This is a genomic window from Corynebacterium sp. HMSC074C05 (assembly GCF_001838325.1).
Classification (GTDB): Bacteria; Actinomycetota; Actinomycetes; order Mycobacteriales; family Mycobacteriaceae; genus Corynebacterium; species Corynebacterium amycolatum.
Window position 1 is genome coordinate 109291 of sequence record NZ_KV836297.1, and the last position, 16070, is coordinate 125360.

Below are 16070 nucleotides of genomic sequence, written 5' to 3' on the forward strand. Positions count from 1 at the left end.
ATTAGACGGTTTCGTAGTAGTGACTCAATCCCAGGACGCACCGAATATTCTTCGTCCCCGTCGCACTCCGGCTCAACAACGCAGCCGAGAGCGGTACGCACGCATGCTCAGCTCGGCACGCACAGTGCTCATCGAGCACGGGTTTGAGTCTTTCACTTTCGACGAAGTCGCTCGCATCGCAGATATCCCCATTGGTACGCTCTACCAATTCTTCGCAAACAAGTATGTGATGATCTGCGAGCTCGACCGTCAGGACACCGAGGCCGTCATCGAGGAAGTCTCACGCTTCGGCGAAACAGTCCCCACCCTGAAATGGCCGGAGTTTCTCTCGGAGTTCATCGATCACCTGGCAAAACTCTGGCGCGAGGACGTTTCTAGAAGAGCCGTATGGCTGGCTGTTCAATCAACGCCCGCCACCCGCGCGACTGCAGAAGATACGAAGTCACGTCTGGTCAACGAGATTTCAAAGGTGCTGCGCCCGCTGGTGCCGTCGTCAAGCGATGCGGAACTGAACTTCATCTCCGACCTCATGATTAACGCGACGTACGCCCTGCTGAATTATGCGGTGGACCATCCGGGAAGCGATGCTGAGCGGGAAGCTCATTACGAGCTGACGGTGCAGGAAATCAAACGCATGACTATCTCTTATCTCATGAGCGTCGCAGAGGCAGCAGACTAGAAAGCTCCCCTCCTCACCTCGGCAGGGGCATTTATTGCCCTTACCAATACGCGGAGGGTAGGCTTGCCTTAGTTTATGCTTTACTCTGGTCAGCGCGGTGGGGTTCCCTGTTTTTCGCCGCGCCTGCGCCGGAACTCCCAAACAGAATCAGAGGTTTACATGTCCACGACGCAGGGCGCTTTCCGACGGATCCTGCTTCCCCGCTCTATTGTTCTAGCTTCGGCAATCGTAGTGAGTACGGGATTCCTACCCGCAGTCCCCGCATCGGCACAGTCGCTGCCATCGATTGGACAGCTCGGCGGTTCGCTCCCCGGCATCGGTGACCTTCTCGGCGGTAGCATCGATCAGTCTGAGCGCCAGCTCTCCGTGACCCCTGCCACTGATCTTTCCGACGGCGCCACCGTGACCATCAAGGGAGTCGGCTACCCCGCTAACGCAAATATTTACCTGGCCCAGACAATCGAGAAGCCAAAGTCGGGCTACCCCTCGACCTATGGCGAAGCGGCCAAGGTCACGGTCGGCGCTGACGGAAGTTTTACGCAGGAGATGAAGGTCGCGACCAGCTTTGGCGATGTCGACTGCACCTCCACCCAGTGCTACGTAGCCTCCTTTACTGCGTTCCCTAATCTTTCGGACCGCAGCAATGACCAGTGGGTCCCCATCACTTTCAAGGCGGGTGCTACTTCCCAGGCTGCTCAATCGCAGGGTTCCACCGGCGCAGCGCCGAGTGGTGGCCAGAGCACTGGTTCGGGCTCGCAGTCACAGTCGGGCTCGCAGTCACCGTCGCAGTCACGAGGTAGCGCATCGGTGAGCCTATCCAAGACCTCAGACTTGAACCCGAGCGGCGACACCATTCGAGTCGAAGGCAAGGGATTCAAGACCTCTGGACCGGGCATCTACGTCGGTATCGCGCAAAATGACCAGATGGATGTGACCAACGCCGATTCCTTCGGCCCGGATACCAAGTTTGTGTCTACCTCTCGCGGCAACCTGAAGTCCGACGGCAGCTTCAGCGTGGATCTTCCGGTCAGCGCGAAGTTCGGCACGGCAGACTGCATGCAGAACGCTTGCTCGGTCTACACCATTGCTGCTCACGGTTCTTCCGACCGCAGCCAGGACACAGCGACAGCAGTATCGTTTGCCGGCGGAGCTGCCAAGCAGGACGCTACCCTGCCGTCCGGCGGTGGCTCCTCACAGTCCGCCGGCAGCGCAAGCTCCAACGCCAGTGGCAGCACAGGGTCTAGTGGGTCGAGTAGCACCACCGGTTCCAACGGCTCTAGCAGCTCCAGCAGCTCCAACGACAGCAGCTCCTCGACCGGAACCCCGGCGGTAAGCCTGTCCACCACGGAGCTGAACCCGTCGGGCAGCACCGCAATTACCGTCTCCGGCACCGGATTCAAAACCAGTGGCAACGGCATCTACGTCGCAGTGGCTGAGAAGAACAAGTTCTCCACCACCAACGCTGATGCTTTCTCCGCCGCTGAGTTTGTCCGCACCTCCCAGATGTCCGCCGACGGAAGCTTCTCTACCACGCTCAATGTCGAGGCCGTCACCTCGGCCGCCAACTGCGTCGAAAATGACTGCGCACTCTACACCTTTGCTGCACATGGTTCTTCCGACCGCAGCCAAGACACGGCCACGGATCTCAGCGTCGGTGGCTCCGCCAAAGAACGAGAAGAAGCTGTGAAGGCCGGTGCCTCCAAGACCGGAGAGTCCAAGGCCAGCGGCGCATCCAAGGCATCTGGCAAGGCTTCCGCAAAGTCCAACGCTTCCGGTAATGGGCCCGACGAAGCTGATGTGCAGACTCAGCAGGCCGCGACCAGCTCTCCGCTCCAAACAGCCGCAGTCGCCGGAACCGGCGCAATCCTGGGCGCGCTAATCTTCGGTGCCGGCATCCTGGTCGGTCGCCGTCAAAAGTCCGTCGATTAGCACGGCGCCGGACTAGTCCAAGCGTACGACGGCGATTGCGTAGTCGCCGTCGTGCGAGATGCTTAACGACGGCCCCAGCTGCCACCCCTGATCGTGGAAATGGCGGCTCACAGCTCCGTGGAGACTGATGCTCACGCGACCGTAGGCATCCGGCTGCACCTCTATTTCCCGCCAGTCCAGCTGATCTCGCGCAATCGGCGGTTGACTGCCGAAGAGAGTCTGCGACCAGGCCTTGATGAAGGCTTCCTTCGCAGCCCAGCGGCCCGCTAAGTGACGTGCCAGCGCGCCGCCGACTGCTCCGCGGCGCCTAGCTACCAGTAGCTCCGCAGGTGTGAAAACCGCCTGCGCGAACTGACTGCCTGGCATATTCAGCTGCTCTTCGAAGCTCGGAATATAGACGAGGTCTACGCCAATCATGGCTGGAGGACACCATCGATCAGACGGGCGCCATCGGAAAGCAGGACGGCCTTTTCCAATGCAGCGGGTGAGCCGAACCGGCCACCGTCCGCCAGGTTTCGCTCGCGTGGACGCTCGTAGAGAGTTTCCCCACCGTAAATAGCCTCATCAATGCGACGCAGACCAGCCGCTTCGCGGTTGTGCGCCGCGCTACGCCAACGCTCCGCAACCTCAGCGCCATCGTGCTGCACTATCGCTTGATAGAAAGCTTCCGGATGGACGACTGCCACCAGTGCCGAGACATGTCCGAACCCGAGCGAGGTAACAAAGCCAGCCTTCAGCGGCAACGTATTGCCGAAATTGACTGCCTTCGTCGGCCATACCAGACGCGAATGCTCAGCCAATGCGGGATCGACGCAGTCCAGCGATCGATTACCTGGCACAATGCCGCTGCGCAATACTTGAGTCAGACCAATGATCTGGAACGCTGCAGCTCCACCCTTGGCGTGTCCGGTCAGGGATTTCTGAGAGACCACCAGCAGCGGGTTCGAGCGCTCGCGACCGAGTTCATCTGCAATGCGTTCATGCAGTTCAGACTCATTGGGGTCATTGGCATTGGTCGAGGTATCGTGCTTGGACAACACCGCGACCTGATCCGCAGTGACATCGAGTGATGCAAGTGCGCGAGCCAACCGAGACTTCTCGCCGCCCTGAGCTGCCGCTAGTGCACCCAAACCCGGCGCCGGGATGGATGTGTGCGCGCCGTCGGCGAAGGACTGGGCGTATGCAACGACACCGAGCACGGGGAGTCCCATGTCACGAGCGATGTCTCCGCGAGCCAACAGCACCGTTCCGCCACCTTGCGACTCCACGAAGCCTCCGCGTCGACGATCGTTCGGCCTGGAGAAGTACGCATGGTCGATACCCTTATCTTCCATGGTGGCGGAATCAGCTGTGGCGGCCATGTCGCCGAAACCTGTAATCCCCTCTGTGGATAGGTCATCGAAGCCACCTGCGACAACGAAATCTGCCTTACCCAGGGCTATCTTGTCGACGCCCTCCTCCACCGACACCGCTGCCGTCGCACAGGCTGCGACAGGGTGAATCATCTGTCCGTAGCCACCGACATAAGACTGCATAACGTGGGCGGCAATCACATTTGGCAATGCCTCCTGCAGGACGTCATTGGCTCGCGGTTGCCCCAGCAGGCCGTCGATGTAGAGACTGCGCAGCGACTCCATCGCACCAATACCTGTGCCCTGTGTCGACGACACTCGCGCCGGGTTGACCGCTTCCAGCAGTTGCGCTGGGCTGAAGCCCGATGACAGGAACGCATCAACAGTACAGACAATGTCCCACAAGCTCACGCGGTCCAGATTGTCCATCATGTCCGCCGGAATACCGTAGCGTGCCGGGTCAAAGCCCTGCGGAATCTGACCGCCAACATAGCGGCTCATCGCCATTCGGCGCGGAACCTGAACCGGCGTGCCAGCGGCTCGTGTCACAAGCCACTGCCCTGTCTCAGCATCGAAGCTCGCAGTGGTGTTGTCCGGGTTGGAACTGACAAAAGTCTCCGCTGCCGCGCGATCGCGCACCGCAAAGCTCAACGCACGATCCAGGTAGACCGTGGTCAGCTCAGTCATCGTATTATCAACCAAATCGCCATCATCGGCGTAACGACGCACACCAACTCGCGCCAACACTTCATCGCGGTAGCGCGAAGCAATGTCGCTTTCTGCCAACGGTTGCCCATCGGCATCGCGCCAGCCACCCTCATAGGAAATCAGCCCCATTGACCAGGCTAATTCCACAATTCCCGCTGCAGAAATATCATCGACTTCGGCCTCAAAGCGCGTCCGGGAAGAACCGTACGGTCCAAGCTCACCGGCGCCCACGATGACCACCATGTCCTCCGGAGCCGCTGCGATGTCACCAAAGGTCGGTGTTGTCTGCGAAATCGGTCGACGCGGGCTTGGCAGGCCGCTTAAGACACGGCTTGACGACGGCTCCTGCGAGCGCGCCCCGCTAGCGACCTCGGAGTTTTGAGCTGATAGGCCAGCCGCCTGTGCAGCCTCCTGCGCCAATTGCGCAATGTTGAGGTCAACGTCACCCAATCCACCGGTGAGATCGGCCTGAATCGGGCGGGTTTGAGCATTCTTCCGAGTCTCCGAGCTCGCGAGCTCAATCAGTTCAGCTGCCATTTCTTCGGTGGAGAAGGTGCGGACTCCCTTTGCTTCCACTGCAGCAACCAACGGATCGTTTCCACCCATCAGGTTGGTTCCTCGGACCCAACCAATCTGTGCATGAGCCAGAGTGGTGCGCGTACGCCAAGCGTCCTCCACATTCCAGCGCGCCACCACTGCGTCGAGAGCGGCCTTGGCTTCACCATAGGCACCATCGCCGCCGAAGCGACCACGGTTCGGTGAACCCGGCAGCACCACGTGCAAACGATGCTGCAGATTATTGTCCCCGCCAAGTGCTGACATCCCTGCGATGAGTCGTTCCACCGACCACAGAAGCAGACGCATTTGGGTCTCGGACGCGGGACCGGCGTCGGCAAGCGAGCCCGAAACCGTAGGCGCCGCGAACGGGAATAGTAGCGTCGGTGACAGTGCGGGCTTGGTCACGACCACTTCCGCACCAATCGTCGTAGTCTGCTCGGTTCCAATCCAGTCGATAAGGGAATCCAGGTCCTGGAAACTGGACAAGTTCGCCGGTACCACCCACAGCTTCGCCTCGCCCTGCGCATTCACGCGATAGAGCTGCTTGTAGAAGCTCAGGCGTTCGCGTCCAAGGCGTGAAGTGGTAACAACAACGGTTGCACCCTGAGACAGCAGCTGTGCAGTTACGGCAGAACCAATCGAATTTGGCGATGCGCCGGTAACAACTGCAATGTCGGAGCTCATCGGCAGTTCGTCCACATTCGTGATGACCTCATCCGCCAACTGGCGGTAGATACTCGCCAACTGTGTCCGTCCTGCCTCGTCTGCCTTGGCAGCCCACCACTGTGCCTGCTCAACTGCGGTTTCATGGATACTGCCCGGCGCGGTGCCAGCCACATCCTCATCAGCGGCTGCCCATAGGCGCGCGAGGTCATCGCGGGAGGTGGCCCAGCGGTCGTCGAGAAGCACTGCCTTGGTGGGCGTAAACGTCGGGGTGACCAGCTTCGGCCAGTCCGCGCCGAGTTCAGCGGTGACAAGATTTACCAGGTTGCTGTCGGCGTCTTCGGCATCGAAGTCAATGGCATCGGTAATCTCGTGGCCGAGTTGCTCCAGAATCGTGCGTGCCGCGGTCGCAAGAATGCCTCGCTGACCTGTCAGTTTATCTGCAAACTCAGTGAGTGCAGCCGAGTCGACCACCCCAGCACCGCTGTCACCTGCCGACGGCTTAGCGACAGCTACACCGCGCTGCATGGCGACAGCAAGGATCGCTTCATCGATTAGCTGGTTGAGTTCAGCAGTACTGGTTGGGGCGGCCGGTGCCAGATGCGCAAGATTGCCGCCGCGCAGGGATGCGCCCTCACGAGTACCAAGCATCATCTCAGCGCTGACTGCGGTTGCCCACCCCTTGCCAAGCTGCCATTCACCCAGCACATAATCATCAATGTAATTCACGCCTGCACCAGCGGGACCGGTAATCCGGCGAATACCGTCGGCAATGGCTTCGGAGAGAATCGGACCGAATGCCGAATACCCACTGGCCAAGCTATCAATCTTGTCCTTTAGATCCGCCAGTTCCGCATCTGCTGCCCCCTCGATTGAACCGAGGTCGAATTCCACTCCGAGATCGAGCAGCAGTTGATTGCGTCGAGATGAGACTCCATCGACCAGAGTCTCGATGGAGTCAGCGGCACCGAGCTGGTCGGGGCGCACCTTCGTCCATTGGCAAATAAGAACTTCCAGCGCTTCTGCCGGGCTGACGGAAATATCAGCAACTTCGGCAGCCGGAGTGGCAGAACTCGTGATCGTGGTGGCCTGTTCGGTCGCCGCGGATTGGTCGGCGGATACCGTCGGCGCTGCTGCGGCCGCTGCTCCCGCTTCTCCTGTTTCTCCCGCTTCTCCTGATTCTCCAGATAGAGCCTGCGCCGAGTCCTGCTCTGTTGTCACCTCCGACTCGGGCTCAGGCTTTTCCGGCTGAATTTGGTCGCGCATAAACACTGCATCAGCATCACGTTCGAGATTGAGCACTCGAATGTCCCGGCTTCGGTGACGGAGCAGCTGGCAGGTACGGGCAGCCAGGTTTGCCAGTGTGGGCGCTGTACCTACACCGACTTCAATAATGCGGCTGACGCCAAGATCCTCAAGCAGCAGATCCTGCGTTTCAATCCACCTCACCGGTGAGCAGAATTGCCAGGCCAGCAGCTCGACCAGCAACATGCGGGCCAGGCGCGCCGGGTTTTCAGCGGCAGAGTCGAAATCGGCAAGGATGTTTTCCAGAACGTCTGAGTCGACGACCGCAGCCATCTGGCGGACAAACTTCTCAGTCAGCTCAAAAGAGGTCGCGGTGAGATTCGGGATATAGCGTCCCACCAGGCGTTCTGGAGCGATTTCCGCCGGCAGCAGCCGCTCCAGGTGTTTACGGAAGGAATCCACACCGTCGCGCAGGACACTGGAGTGGAATGGCACATCAATACCTGGGATACGCACGAATCCCTTGCCGTCCGAGCTACGGCGCTCGCACTGTTCAGCCAATGCCGCCAGCCCCGCGACGGTGCCGGCGACGGCGTACTGCTTGCCTGCCAGGTTGAGATTTACGACTTCGAGGAACTCACCGGTTTCCTGCGACAACCGATTAACAAACTCAGTGACCTCGTCCTCGCCCACGCCAATCTTGTCCGGACGCAAGGCGCACAAACCATAGTTGGACCTCCCCTGCTCATCACGTTCGACCAGTTCATGCATGGTCAAACCGCGGCGGTAGACAACCTCCAACACGGCGTCTGCGTCAAGCGCACCAGCGAAAGCCGCCAGCGCGTTGTACTCACCGACAGAGTGTCCCGCAAAGTGAGCTGTTTCATCTAGCAGCCCTGCTTCACGGAGCTCCGCAACCTGTGCCAGCCCCAACGTCGCCATCGCAACCTGGGTGAACTGAGTCAGATTCAGAACACCTTCTGGGTGGAAATAGCGCACACCATCCACGACCACCTCTACCGGGTTGTCCCGGACAATAGCCAGTACGGAAAAGCCAAGCTTCTCTCGGGTCATCGCATCAGCCTGGTCCCACACGCGGCGGGCCGCTACGCTGCGAGTCCGAGCAGACAGCCCCATCCCCTGTGATTGAATCCCCTGACCAGGGAAGACATACGCGGTCGTCGGTGCGGCGATTACAGCAGTGGCGGTCAATACCAGCTCGCCATCTACTGTGGCCGTGACTTCGCGGACTTCACCGGCGCCTGGGCGGTCATCAAAACCACGGCGTTCGACAGAGAATTTCACTTGCTGTCCAGGTAGAACCGGGCTCAGCATAGTCGCAGTGAACTCAATCACCCGATTGCCCATGCCGGCATCCGACGTGACAACAGCCGCATGCTCGGCCATCGCCGACAGCCACATTCCATGGACAATAACCCCTGGTAGACCAGCGAGCACTGCTGCACGGGAATCGACGTGGATAGGATTGCGATCGCCCGTGACATAGCTAAATGGCTCCATCGCCTTAGGCGCTTCCACGGTCAACGCACCGCGGAAACTTCGTGGCGTATCCGTGACCGTTGGAAATGGCACAGTGTTGGTCCGCGCTGTCTCGCCGCCGTTTCGGCCACGAATGGCAAAGCGTTCACTCAAGGTAGCGAGCAGCGTACCGCCATCACGAACCTCCGCGCGCACCACAACGAGTCGCCCTAAGTCCGTATCAACGACCTCGTCGACACGCGCACTAATCCGCAACGTTGTGGTTTCCTGCGGCAGAGCCCCAATCATACGAATGTGATGCTCAAGGTGAACAAGCGCGAGCATGCCCTCAACAACATCAATGCCGGTCTCAGTACGCGCCTGCGCGACTGCCGCAAAAATCGCTGGCCAAGCATGCCCAACCAACGCGTCCGGCACCGTCGCCTGTGACTCATCGCCGGCAGCTGCAATAGTGACCGCATCGTAGTCAGCCATCGCCATCGGATCCCACACGGATTCCCACTCCGCGACCCCATCGACGATGTTTGCAAGCTCACCGCCAGCTGCGATTCGCGTCAGCTCCCGCATCGCGGCTGTCGCATCCTCATGCTTAACGACGGGCACTGCGCCCACCGCTGCACTCTGGCACAGGCAAATTCGCAGTTTCGTATTCTCGCCCGCAGCATCGGGCAGCGGAACCGTCAGCTGTGCCCAGACGAGGTCCTCCCCGCCCTCATCATTGCTCCCATCAGCTCCAATGGTCTCCACAATGGCACCAGTACCTGGATGTTCCAGGCGTTGCGAACGAGAGACATCACTTGCGTCAGATACACATACCCACTCATGTTCCGCGCCAAGTGCCAGCGCCGGGTTCGGCTGCTGTCGGCCAGCCCACCAAATCACAGGTGCTGCGAGCATCCGGCTGAGGGCATCAACAGGTACCTCCGGCAAGTAGCCGGTATCCATCAATGCCTGTGCGGTAGCTTTTTCAAACCGGCCCAGAATCTCTGCTACTGGCTCATTCGCGCGGGTAATGCCCGAAACAGCTTGCGGCCCTGGGATGATGCAGACTTGATCCGCATCGTAGCGAGAGTCATGCGCCTGCCATAGGGAGTCCGATCGCCACCAGCGACGAACCTCAGCATCGATAACCGGAACGAATGGCACAGGTTTGCCAGGTGTGCGGCAGAGCTCAGAGATAAAGAAAGTGACATCTGCTGGGTGGAGCTGGGTATCCAGGTTCAACAGGCCGGATAGTCGCGAGATTTCGGTCTGCGGCTGGGTGCGCAAGCTGTCGCCGTCGGCAAGCGCGGCAAACGTGCCCGCATCGACGGCATTCAATCGTGCCTCTACGCGGTCGACGAGTGCGACAAAGCGCGTCGACCACGTCGAATCGAGGAACGTCCCTTCGGGCGCACACAATTCGAGATAGCGATTCAGCACCTCGGCATACGTCATGGTGCTGACATCTCCGAAGTACGGCTTCGCGGTGGCGTTAATTGCCTCGATGATCTCTGCGCGTCGTTCGGTGACCTTAGTGAGATCACCTGCGACTTCGTCAAGCAATCTGCCTGCGCGTGCTGCGGCGTTATCAATTTCGTGGATATCAGCACCCAACTGGCTGCGCCCCGACGCCATGCCATCCATGGTGCTACCAGCGGGAATCCAGTTGTCAGTGCCGACGGTGTCGACCAGCATTTGTTTCACGGACTCAGAGGCGGTCGACTCCTTTGCCGCCATCGCAGCTGTGCCAATGATGACAGCATCTACCGGCATCGGCGCCAACCCGTAACGTGTCGACCACGTGCCCATCAGATAATCACGGGCCTGTTCTGGCTTGCCGATGCCACCGCCAACAGCAAGCACCACATCTCGTCTGCGGATCTTTGCGTAGGTGTTAATTAGCAGGTCATCGAGGTCTTCCCAGGAGTGATGGCCACCAGCACGCCCACCTTCAACCTGCATGATTATTGGATACGGTGTGTCCTGCTGCGCCAAGGTATCTGCAATTTCAAGCACCGACTCGATTTGTGCGATTGTGCCCGGCTTGAAGGAAATATGCGGAATTCCGCCCTCGCGCAGCTGCTTTACTAGCTCTACTGCCTCGTCCACCTCGGGGATGCCCGCAGAGATGGTGACACCATCAATCGGTCGCCCCGCTGCCACCGCACGCGGGAGCAAACGCCGGCTTCCAATATGCAAACCCCACAGGTACGGATCCAAAAACATGGTGTTGAACTGTGCACTGCGGCCCTCCTCGAGCAGTTCGGAGAGTCGCGCCACATTAGCCTCGAAGATCTCCGGCGTGACTTGGCCGCCACCGGCCAGCTCCGCCCAGAACCCCGCATTCGCAGCAGCCGCCACAATCTCAGGGTCGACGGTTGTCGGGGTCATACCACCGAGCAGAATGGGCGAGCGCCCGGTCAACTTGGTGAACTTCGTCTCGACACGGGGCTTATCCCCAGTGACCAAACGCGGTGCAAACTCCAGCCACGATGTCGGATGCTCAATGTCGCTCTCAGACAGGACGCCCCTCCCCGCAGCTGTTGCCGCAGCAATCACCGCTACGCCATAGCCTTCGGAGTTACGTTCTGTCAGCTTGACGACGCCTGTGTTCGGCCCCAGATCCAAAATGGTGGTTGCCCCAAGGTCTATGAGCCCCCGTACTTCGGCGCTCCAGTCACTGGGGTCAACCAAGATTGCACGCGCAAGCCGGTCCGCCGTTTCCGCATCTAGCCCAATGCGCTCAGCTCGCTCCACTACCCATGCCACGACAGGTGCCAGCGCTGGGTGATGGAATGCGCCGCTAACTGGCAAAACTGTACATTCGACTTCCCGCCCCCTCGGCTGCTGCGCTGCGAGCTGCTCTGCCAGCTGGTCCAGTTCATCTTGCTTGCCGATAACTACGCTAGTGGTCTGCGTATTCTTCAGACCGATGACGCAACCCTGTGGGAGCAGAGGTTCCAACTCCTCGACCGTCAGGCCAGAGATGCTCATCATCGGTGCGCGCCCAAATCCAGCTACTCGGCTTCCGCGCGCACACGCGACACCGATGAGGCGAGCAAGTGCAACAAGCTCTGCTGCCTTCTCTGGGTGAGCGACGATCTCAGCGGCAAGAACACCTTGCGAATGGCCGGTTACCGCTACCGCTTCGGTGATATTAATTCCCTGCTTTGCCAGCAACTCGACAATGCCCAACTGTGCCAAGACGATGCCTGGGACGCTTACCGCAGGGTTGGTTGTATCTCCGGTAAAAGGCTCGTCTGTCACGAGTGAGATTGCCCAGCCAAAGGGGTCAAAACCTGCGGGAAGCTGGCCGATGAGATCGTCGTCAAGCGGTGCGAGCAGTTCCTCAGCGCGAGTGAAAACTTCGCGTAGTTTCTTTGAGTTGCCACTGGCCATGACGCTGGAGAGAGTGTCCAGCCATGGTTGCGATTGACCGGCAAAAGTGACTGCAAAGGTACCCAGATCTGGAGCAGTTACGACATTGGTCGGCAAAGTGGCGAGTTTTTCGTATTTCACGTGGCTGAGGTCCTTATCTTGTGGGGTACGAAATGAAAACATCTTTTGTTTCCAAATCCTTGCCAGGACACTATGCCATAAATCATGAGGAATCCATCATGTTTTTCTCGCGCGGTTTTGCGCTGCCATCAACGCGAAGATAATTTGCAGCCCCAAAACGAGAGGCCTGACACGGCTGCAAGATCAGCGAGCACAACGCGTCAAAAGTGAAAGAACTTCGCAGGTAGAAAACAGTGTTCCCCTGCCGGGAAACTGCTTGCGCTTCATCCCTGTGGCGGCATCGGCAACGGAAAATGAAACCACGATGACTGCGTCGATTTACACCTAATCGGTGATGAACATCACACTCAGAATGAGTCTCAATGTGCAACTAGAACGCTCAGTTTTTCGCCAATTAATCGCCTAGCGCATCCAAAATTGCGGACTCCGCTTCTTCTAAGCGCCGCTCTGACTCTTCAAGGTCCTGCTGCGACCTACCGTCGCGCTCGACTTTGCCGTCGAAGATTGCGCAGGGATCATCGTTGACCACAGTGTCGTCGGGAACTATGCCACGACGCGCCATGTACTCATCCAGATGCATCGAGATGCTCATGTTGCCTCCCTGCTTCCACCTTACGATTCAAGATACGATTCGAGCAGTGTCATTGTATCGACAGGTTCGATTGCCCTACGCAGTGGAATGAGCGAACAGAGGTTTCCCAGAATGGTACTCACACGCGCTGTGCGACTGCCCCGTCTTGTGTTCCTGCCAAAAGAGGCGGGACTGCCGCAGTTCTACAACTGGTCTGGCGGCCAGGGCTTTCCATCGGGGAAATACCGGTCAAACTTCCATCCCAGGCGGAACGGGAGGACAAACTTTGGTGGGCAGTTGTTGGCCTCCCACATTGTCTTGGGTTTTGCCTCGTGCTCAGCTACCTTACGGTCGGTGTACACCCCGTGACAGATGGGGTCCCAGAAACCTGGCTCGTCGATTTTGTGGGCGGGTGTGCCGCTAAATACCCCATAGAGGAGTTGGTCGCGACTTTCGACCTCGACCTCGAAATCTTCCCAGGTGCCAATCATGTCCCCAGGTTGTGCGCGCCACCAGTTGTCAATCGCGAGGGCAGTTTCTTCGGATTCGACAAAGCCGCCGAGAGGTTCAGTGTTATCCGGGTAGCGGGGATAAACGACGCAGACAACAACTTTCATAGTCATGGTTCTACACCCTGCGTGGGAGATTGGCGACCTTGGAATAGCTTCGCGCGGGAAATGGGTCAGATTTTGGGCACACGGCGTAATGAGGGCGGAAAATCTGACGGGAAGAAAATGAAAATACCCCGTGACCTGCATAGTCACGGGGTGTTTATGTGTGCGCCTGGGGAGACTTGAACTCCCACGCCCGAAGGCACTGGAACCTAAATCCAGCGCGTCTGCCAATTCCGCCACAGGCGCCCGTCGCAAATCCGTGATAGTTCCGTACAGCCCCCGCAAGCATGGACTACTTATTAGCCACCTACAGGCACAACGAACTTTCACAGCTCATTTGAACTGTACACACTTTAACGGGTTTGCCGCAGATTTCCTAATGTCCCATCCCCTGCCTTATACAGCGAGCGCGCTAGCTTGGCAGGTCACGGACTAGCTATGGTGGTTATGTGTCCACTTCACAGCATTCCGATACCACTGGCAAGCCTGCAAAGATTCCCACTCGTACACGCGTGGTTCAACTGATCTTCTTGGCTCTTGCAGTCGGCGCCACTCTTGCACTCGCCTACTGGCAGCTCAGCAGGTGGAACACAACCAACTCATTTCAAAACCTGGGATATGCACTGCAGTGGCCTGCTTTCGGCCTGTTCTTTATTTGGGCCTACCGCAAATACATGGAGTACGAACGCGAACGCCTGAGTGGCAATAGCGAGGCCGCTTTTGAGGCTAAAGACGATGTCATGACGGAAATTCCAGACGAATTCCTGCCGACCAACCCAGATGGCTCGCGAAAGGTGCAGCGTGTGGATGAGACACAATCGACGGACTCTGGCACCAACGCCTAGGCGATAACTGCTTATTCAAGAAAAGGACTTTTAGTGACCAACATCAATCCAGATCGTCAAGAGCGCGTAAGGAAGGCACTGACGTACTTCTCCGTCACCGCCTACTTCACGGGTGTGATGCTGCTCTTGCTGTGTGCCGAGATGATTTACAAGTACCTCATCCTCGACAACTCCGCCGACGCACCACGGTGGTTCTTCTACACCGCCCAGATTCACGGCTTCGGCTACATGGCATTCCTCATTGCCACCGTAAACCTGGGTACCAAGGCCCGCTGGGAACCAGCAAAGTGGATCATCACCGCGCTCGGTGGCGTGGTCCCGTTCCTCTCCTTCTTTGTCGAGAAGAAGCGCCGTGAGGAAGTCGAGACCGCTTTCCAGCTGAAGTAGCGGGCTCTCGGCAGCCCGAGGGTTCCCCAAGGGCTCACCCCAGGGCTATCCCTCAGACTCTGCCTCAGCCAGGATCTTCAGCGCCGGAGTCAAGGCACGCAGTGCACGCCCCCTGTGGCTAAAAGCGTCCTTGTCTTCGGCGCTCATTTGTGCCGCAGACAAAGTGCCCTCCGCATCATTGCCCTCACCAACTGCGGGCGCGAACACCGGATCGTAGCCGAACCCATTGTCCCCAACAGGCTCGCGCAGAATGGAGCCAGGCCAGCGGCCCTCCACAACCAGCAGCAGGTTACCGGCTTCATCGAGGACGGCTGGGAAACCGCCGTCGGCAAGCGCGGACGGCACCTCCTTGACACCAGGGACGACCAACGCGCAGGCGGTACGGAAGGACGCAGTGCGACGCTCATCTGGGCAGTCACCCATTTGAGCGAGCAGCAGCTCGTAGTTAGCGACATCGTCGCCATGAACGCCGGACCAACGCGCCGAGAGCACACCCGGCATGCCGTTTAGCTCATCGACGCTGAGCCCCGAATCGTCTGCCAAGCAGGCGTAGCCGGTGTGTGTCGCACCATCGAAAGCCTTGATGTAGGCGTTGTCCGCAAAAGTGCGACCGGTTTCAGGGCGCTCTGGGTACTCCGGGACGTCGCTAAGCGAAAGAAGTTCCACCGAATCAATACCCGCCGCACGCAGGATGCGATCGAGCTCGACTAGTTTTTTAGAATTTCGGGTAGCGACGAGGAGCTTCACGGCAGCTCACCCGGGTACGGCGCACGCAGAACTTCCTGCTGCAGGGCGATGAGCTCGCGCAGACCCTTTTCCGCAGAGTCGAGCATGTCATTCAGCTGACCTCGGTCGAAGGTGCCTTCCTCGCCAGTGCCCTGGATTTCGACGAACTTGCCCTCTGCGGTCATCACCACATTGAGGTCAACCTCAGCGCGGGAGTCCTCCTCGTAAGGCAGGTCCAGGCAGACACGGCCGTCAATAATGCCAACCGAAACCGCTGCGACTGGTGCCTTCAGCGGGGTGCCCGGAACTGCGCCCGCTGCATGCAGGTAGGTCAGGGCATCAGCCAGAGCAACGTACGCACCAGTAATGGAGGCGGTACGAGTACCACCATCCGCCTGCAGAACATCACAGTCGATGTTGATGGTGTTCTCACCGAGTTCCTTCAAATCGATAGCAGCTCGCAGAGAGCGCCCGATCAGACGGGAAATCTCGTGAGTGCGCCCCTTGACCTTGCCGCGCATCGACTCGCGGGGCATGCGCTCATGGGTAGAGGCCGGCAGCATGGAGTACTCAGCGGTCAACCAGCCCTCGCCGGAATCACGCTTGAATCGCGGCACCGACTGTTCAACAGAAGCGGTGCACATCACACGCGTATTGCCGAAAGTAACCAGCACAGAACCTGCCGGATTGTCGGTGAAGCCACGAGTGATGGTCACCTTGCGCATTTCATCAACCGCGCGTCCATCGGCACGGCGAAAATTGGAATTAGCTGTAGTCATGCCAACTACCCTA

The 16070-nt window shown here is 58.9% G+C and carries 10 protein-coding genes and 1 tRNA gene; 4 read left to right on the forward strand and 7 right to left on the reverse strand.

Annotated features, from left to right (window positions below):
- Positions 1-19 precede the first annotated feature (19 nt).
- Together HMPREF3042_RS10390 and HMPREF3042_RS10395 are read left to right on the forward strand one after the other, a co-directional pair.
- The gene (locus HMPREF3042_RS10390) at positions 20-679 is read left to right on the forward strand and encodes a TetR/AcrR family transcriptional regulator (RefSeq protein ID WP_070429773.1); all 660 of its coding nucleotides are present in this window, start codon (positions 20-22) and stop codon (positions 677-679) included.
- Between the two features lie 159 nt (positions 680-838).
- Positions 839-2608 (forward strand): neocarzinostatin apoprotein domain-containing protein, encoded by a 1770-nt coding sequence (locus tag HMPREF3042_RS10395; RefSeq protein ID WP_070857106.1) that lies wholly within the window; start codon positions 839-841, stop codon positions 2606-2608.
- A gap of 12 nt (positions 2609-2620) precedes the next feature.
- On the opposite strand, the gene HMPREF3042_RS10400 is transcribed toward HMPREF3042_RS10395, so the two are convergent.
- The 5 genes from HMPREF3042_RS10400 to HMPREF3042_RS10420 all read right to left on the reverse strand — a co-directional run bounded on the left by HMPREF3042_RS10400 (position 2621) and on the right by HMPREF3042_RS10420 (position 13566).
- Positions 2621-3025 (reverse strand): holo-ACP synthase AcpS, encoded by a 405-nt coding sequence (locus tag HMPREF3042_RS10400; protein ID WP_070857107.1) that lies wholly within the window; start codon positions 3023-3025, stop codon positions 2621-2623.
- Positions 3022-12135, reverse strand: a complete 9114-nt coding sequence (locus HMPREF3042_RS10405; RefSeq protein ID WP_070857119.1) for a type I polyketide synthase — start codon at positions 12133-12135, stop codon at positions 3022-3024. The genes HMPREF3042_RS10400 and HMPREF3042_RS10405 overlap by 4 nt, the downstream gene beginning before the upstream one ends.
- A gap of 394 nt (positions 12136-12529) precedes the next feature.
- Positions 12530-12727, reverse strand: a complete 198-nt coding sequence (locus HMPREF3042_RS10410) for a hypothetical protein (RefSeq protein ID WP_038628037.1) — start codon at positions 12725-12727, stop codon at positions 12530-12532.
- 182 nt (positions 12728-12909) lie between these two features.
- Positions 12910-13329, reverse strand: coding sequence for a hypothetical protein (locus HMPREF3042_RS10415; protein ID WP_070857108.1), 420 nt, complete (start codon positions 13327-13329; stop codon positions 12910-12912).
- A 155-nt stretch (positions 13330-13484) separates the two neighbouring features.
- Positions 13485-13566, reverse strand: a tRNA-Leu gene (locus HMPREF3042_RS10420).
- A gap of 203 nt (positions 13567-13769) precedes the next feature.
- Between HMPREF3042_RS10420 and HMPREF3042_RS10425 the strand changes: the two genes are divergently transcribed.
- Together HMPREF3042_RS10425 and HMPREF3042_RS10430 are read left to right on the forward strand one after the other, a co-directional pair.
- Positions 13770-14165: a hypothetical protein gene (locus HMPREF3042_RS10425; RefSeq protein WP_070851996.1), complete on the forward strand. Its 396-nt coding sequence runs from the start codon at positions 13770-13772 to the stop codon at positions 14163-14165.
- Positions 14166-14198: 33 nt separating this feature from the next.
- Positions 14199-14552 carry a DUF3817 domain-containing protein gene (locus HMPREF3042_RS10430; protein WP_005511118.1) on the forward strand — a complete coding sequence of 118 codons (354 nt, stop codon included), beginning with the start codon at positions 14199-14201 and terminating at the stop codon, positions 14550-14552.
- A gap of 45 nt (positions 14553-14597) precedes the next feature.
- On the opposite strand, the gene HMPREF3042_RS10435 is transcribed toward HMPREF3042_RS10430, so the two are convergent.
- Both HMPREF3042_RS10435 and rph read right to left on the reverse strand, forming a co-directional pair.
- Positions 14598-15299: a non-canonical purine NTP pyrophosphatase gene (locus HMPREF3042_RS10435; RefSeq protein ID WP_070851997.1), complete on the reverse strand. Its 702-nt coding sequence runs from the start codon at positions 15297-15299 to the stop codon at positions 14598-14600.
- Positions 15296-16057 (reverse strand): ribonuclease PH, encoded by a 762-nt coding sequence (rph, locus tag HMPREF3042_RS10440; RefSeq protein WP_070857109.1) that lies wholly within the window; start codon positions 16055-16057, stop codon positions 15296-15298. Before rph ends, HMPREF3042_RS10435 begins: the two co-directional genes overlap by 4 nt.
- Positions 16058-16070: the final 13 nt, after the last annotated feature.

Bases quoted from the DNA above. Each gene is read 5' to 3' on its own strand.
- HMPREF3042_RS10395 (WP_070857106.1), top strand. From the start codon at position 839: ATGTCCACGACGCAGGGCGCTTTCCGACGGATCCTGCTTCCCCGCTCT.
- HMPREF3042_RS10400 (WP_070857107.1), bottom strand. From the start codon at position 3,025: ATGATTGGCGTAGACCTCGTCTATATTCCGAGCTTCGAAGAGCAGCTG.
- HMPREF3042_RS10410 (WP_038628037.1), bottom strand. From the start codon at position 12,727: ATGAGCATCTCGATGCATCTGGATGAGTACATGGCGCGTCGTGGCATA.
- HMPREF3042_RS10415 (WP_070857108.1), bottom strand. From the start codon at position 13,329: ATGACTATGAAAGTTGTTGTCTGCGTCGTTTATCCCCGCTACCCGGAT.
- rph (WP_070857109.1), bottom strand. From the start codon at position 16,057: ATGACTACAGCTAATTCCAATTTTCGCCGTGCCGATGGACGCGCGGTT.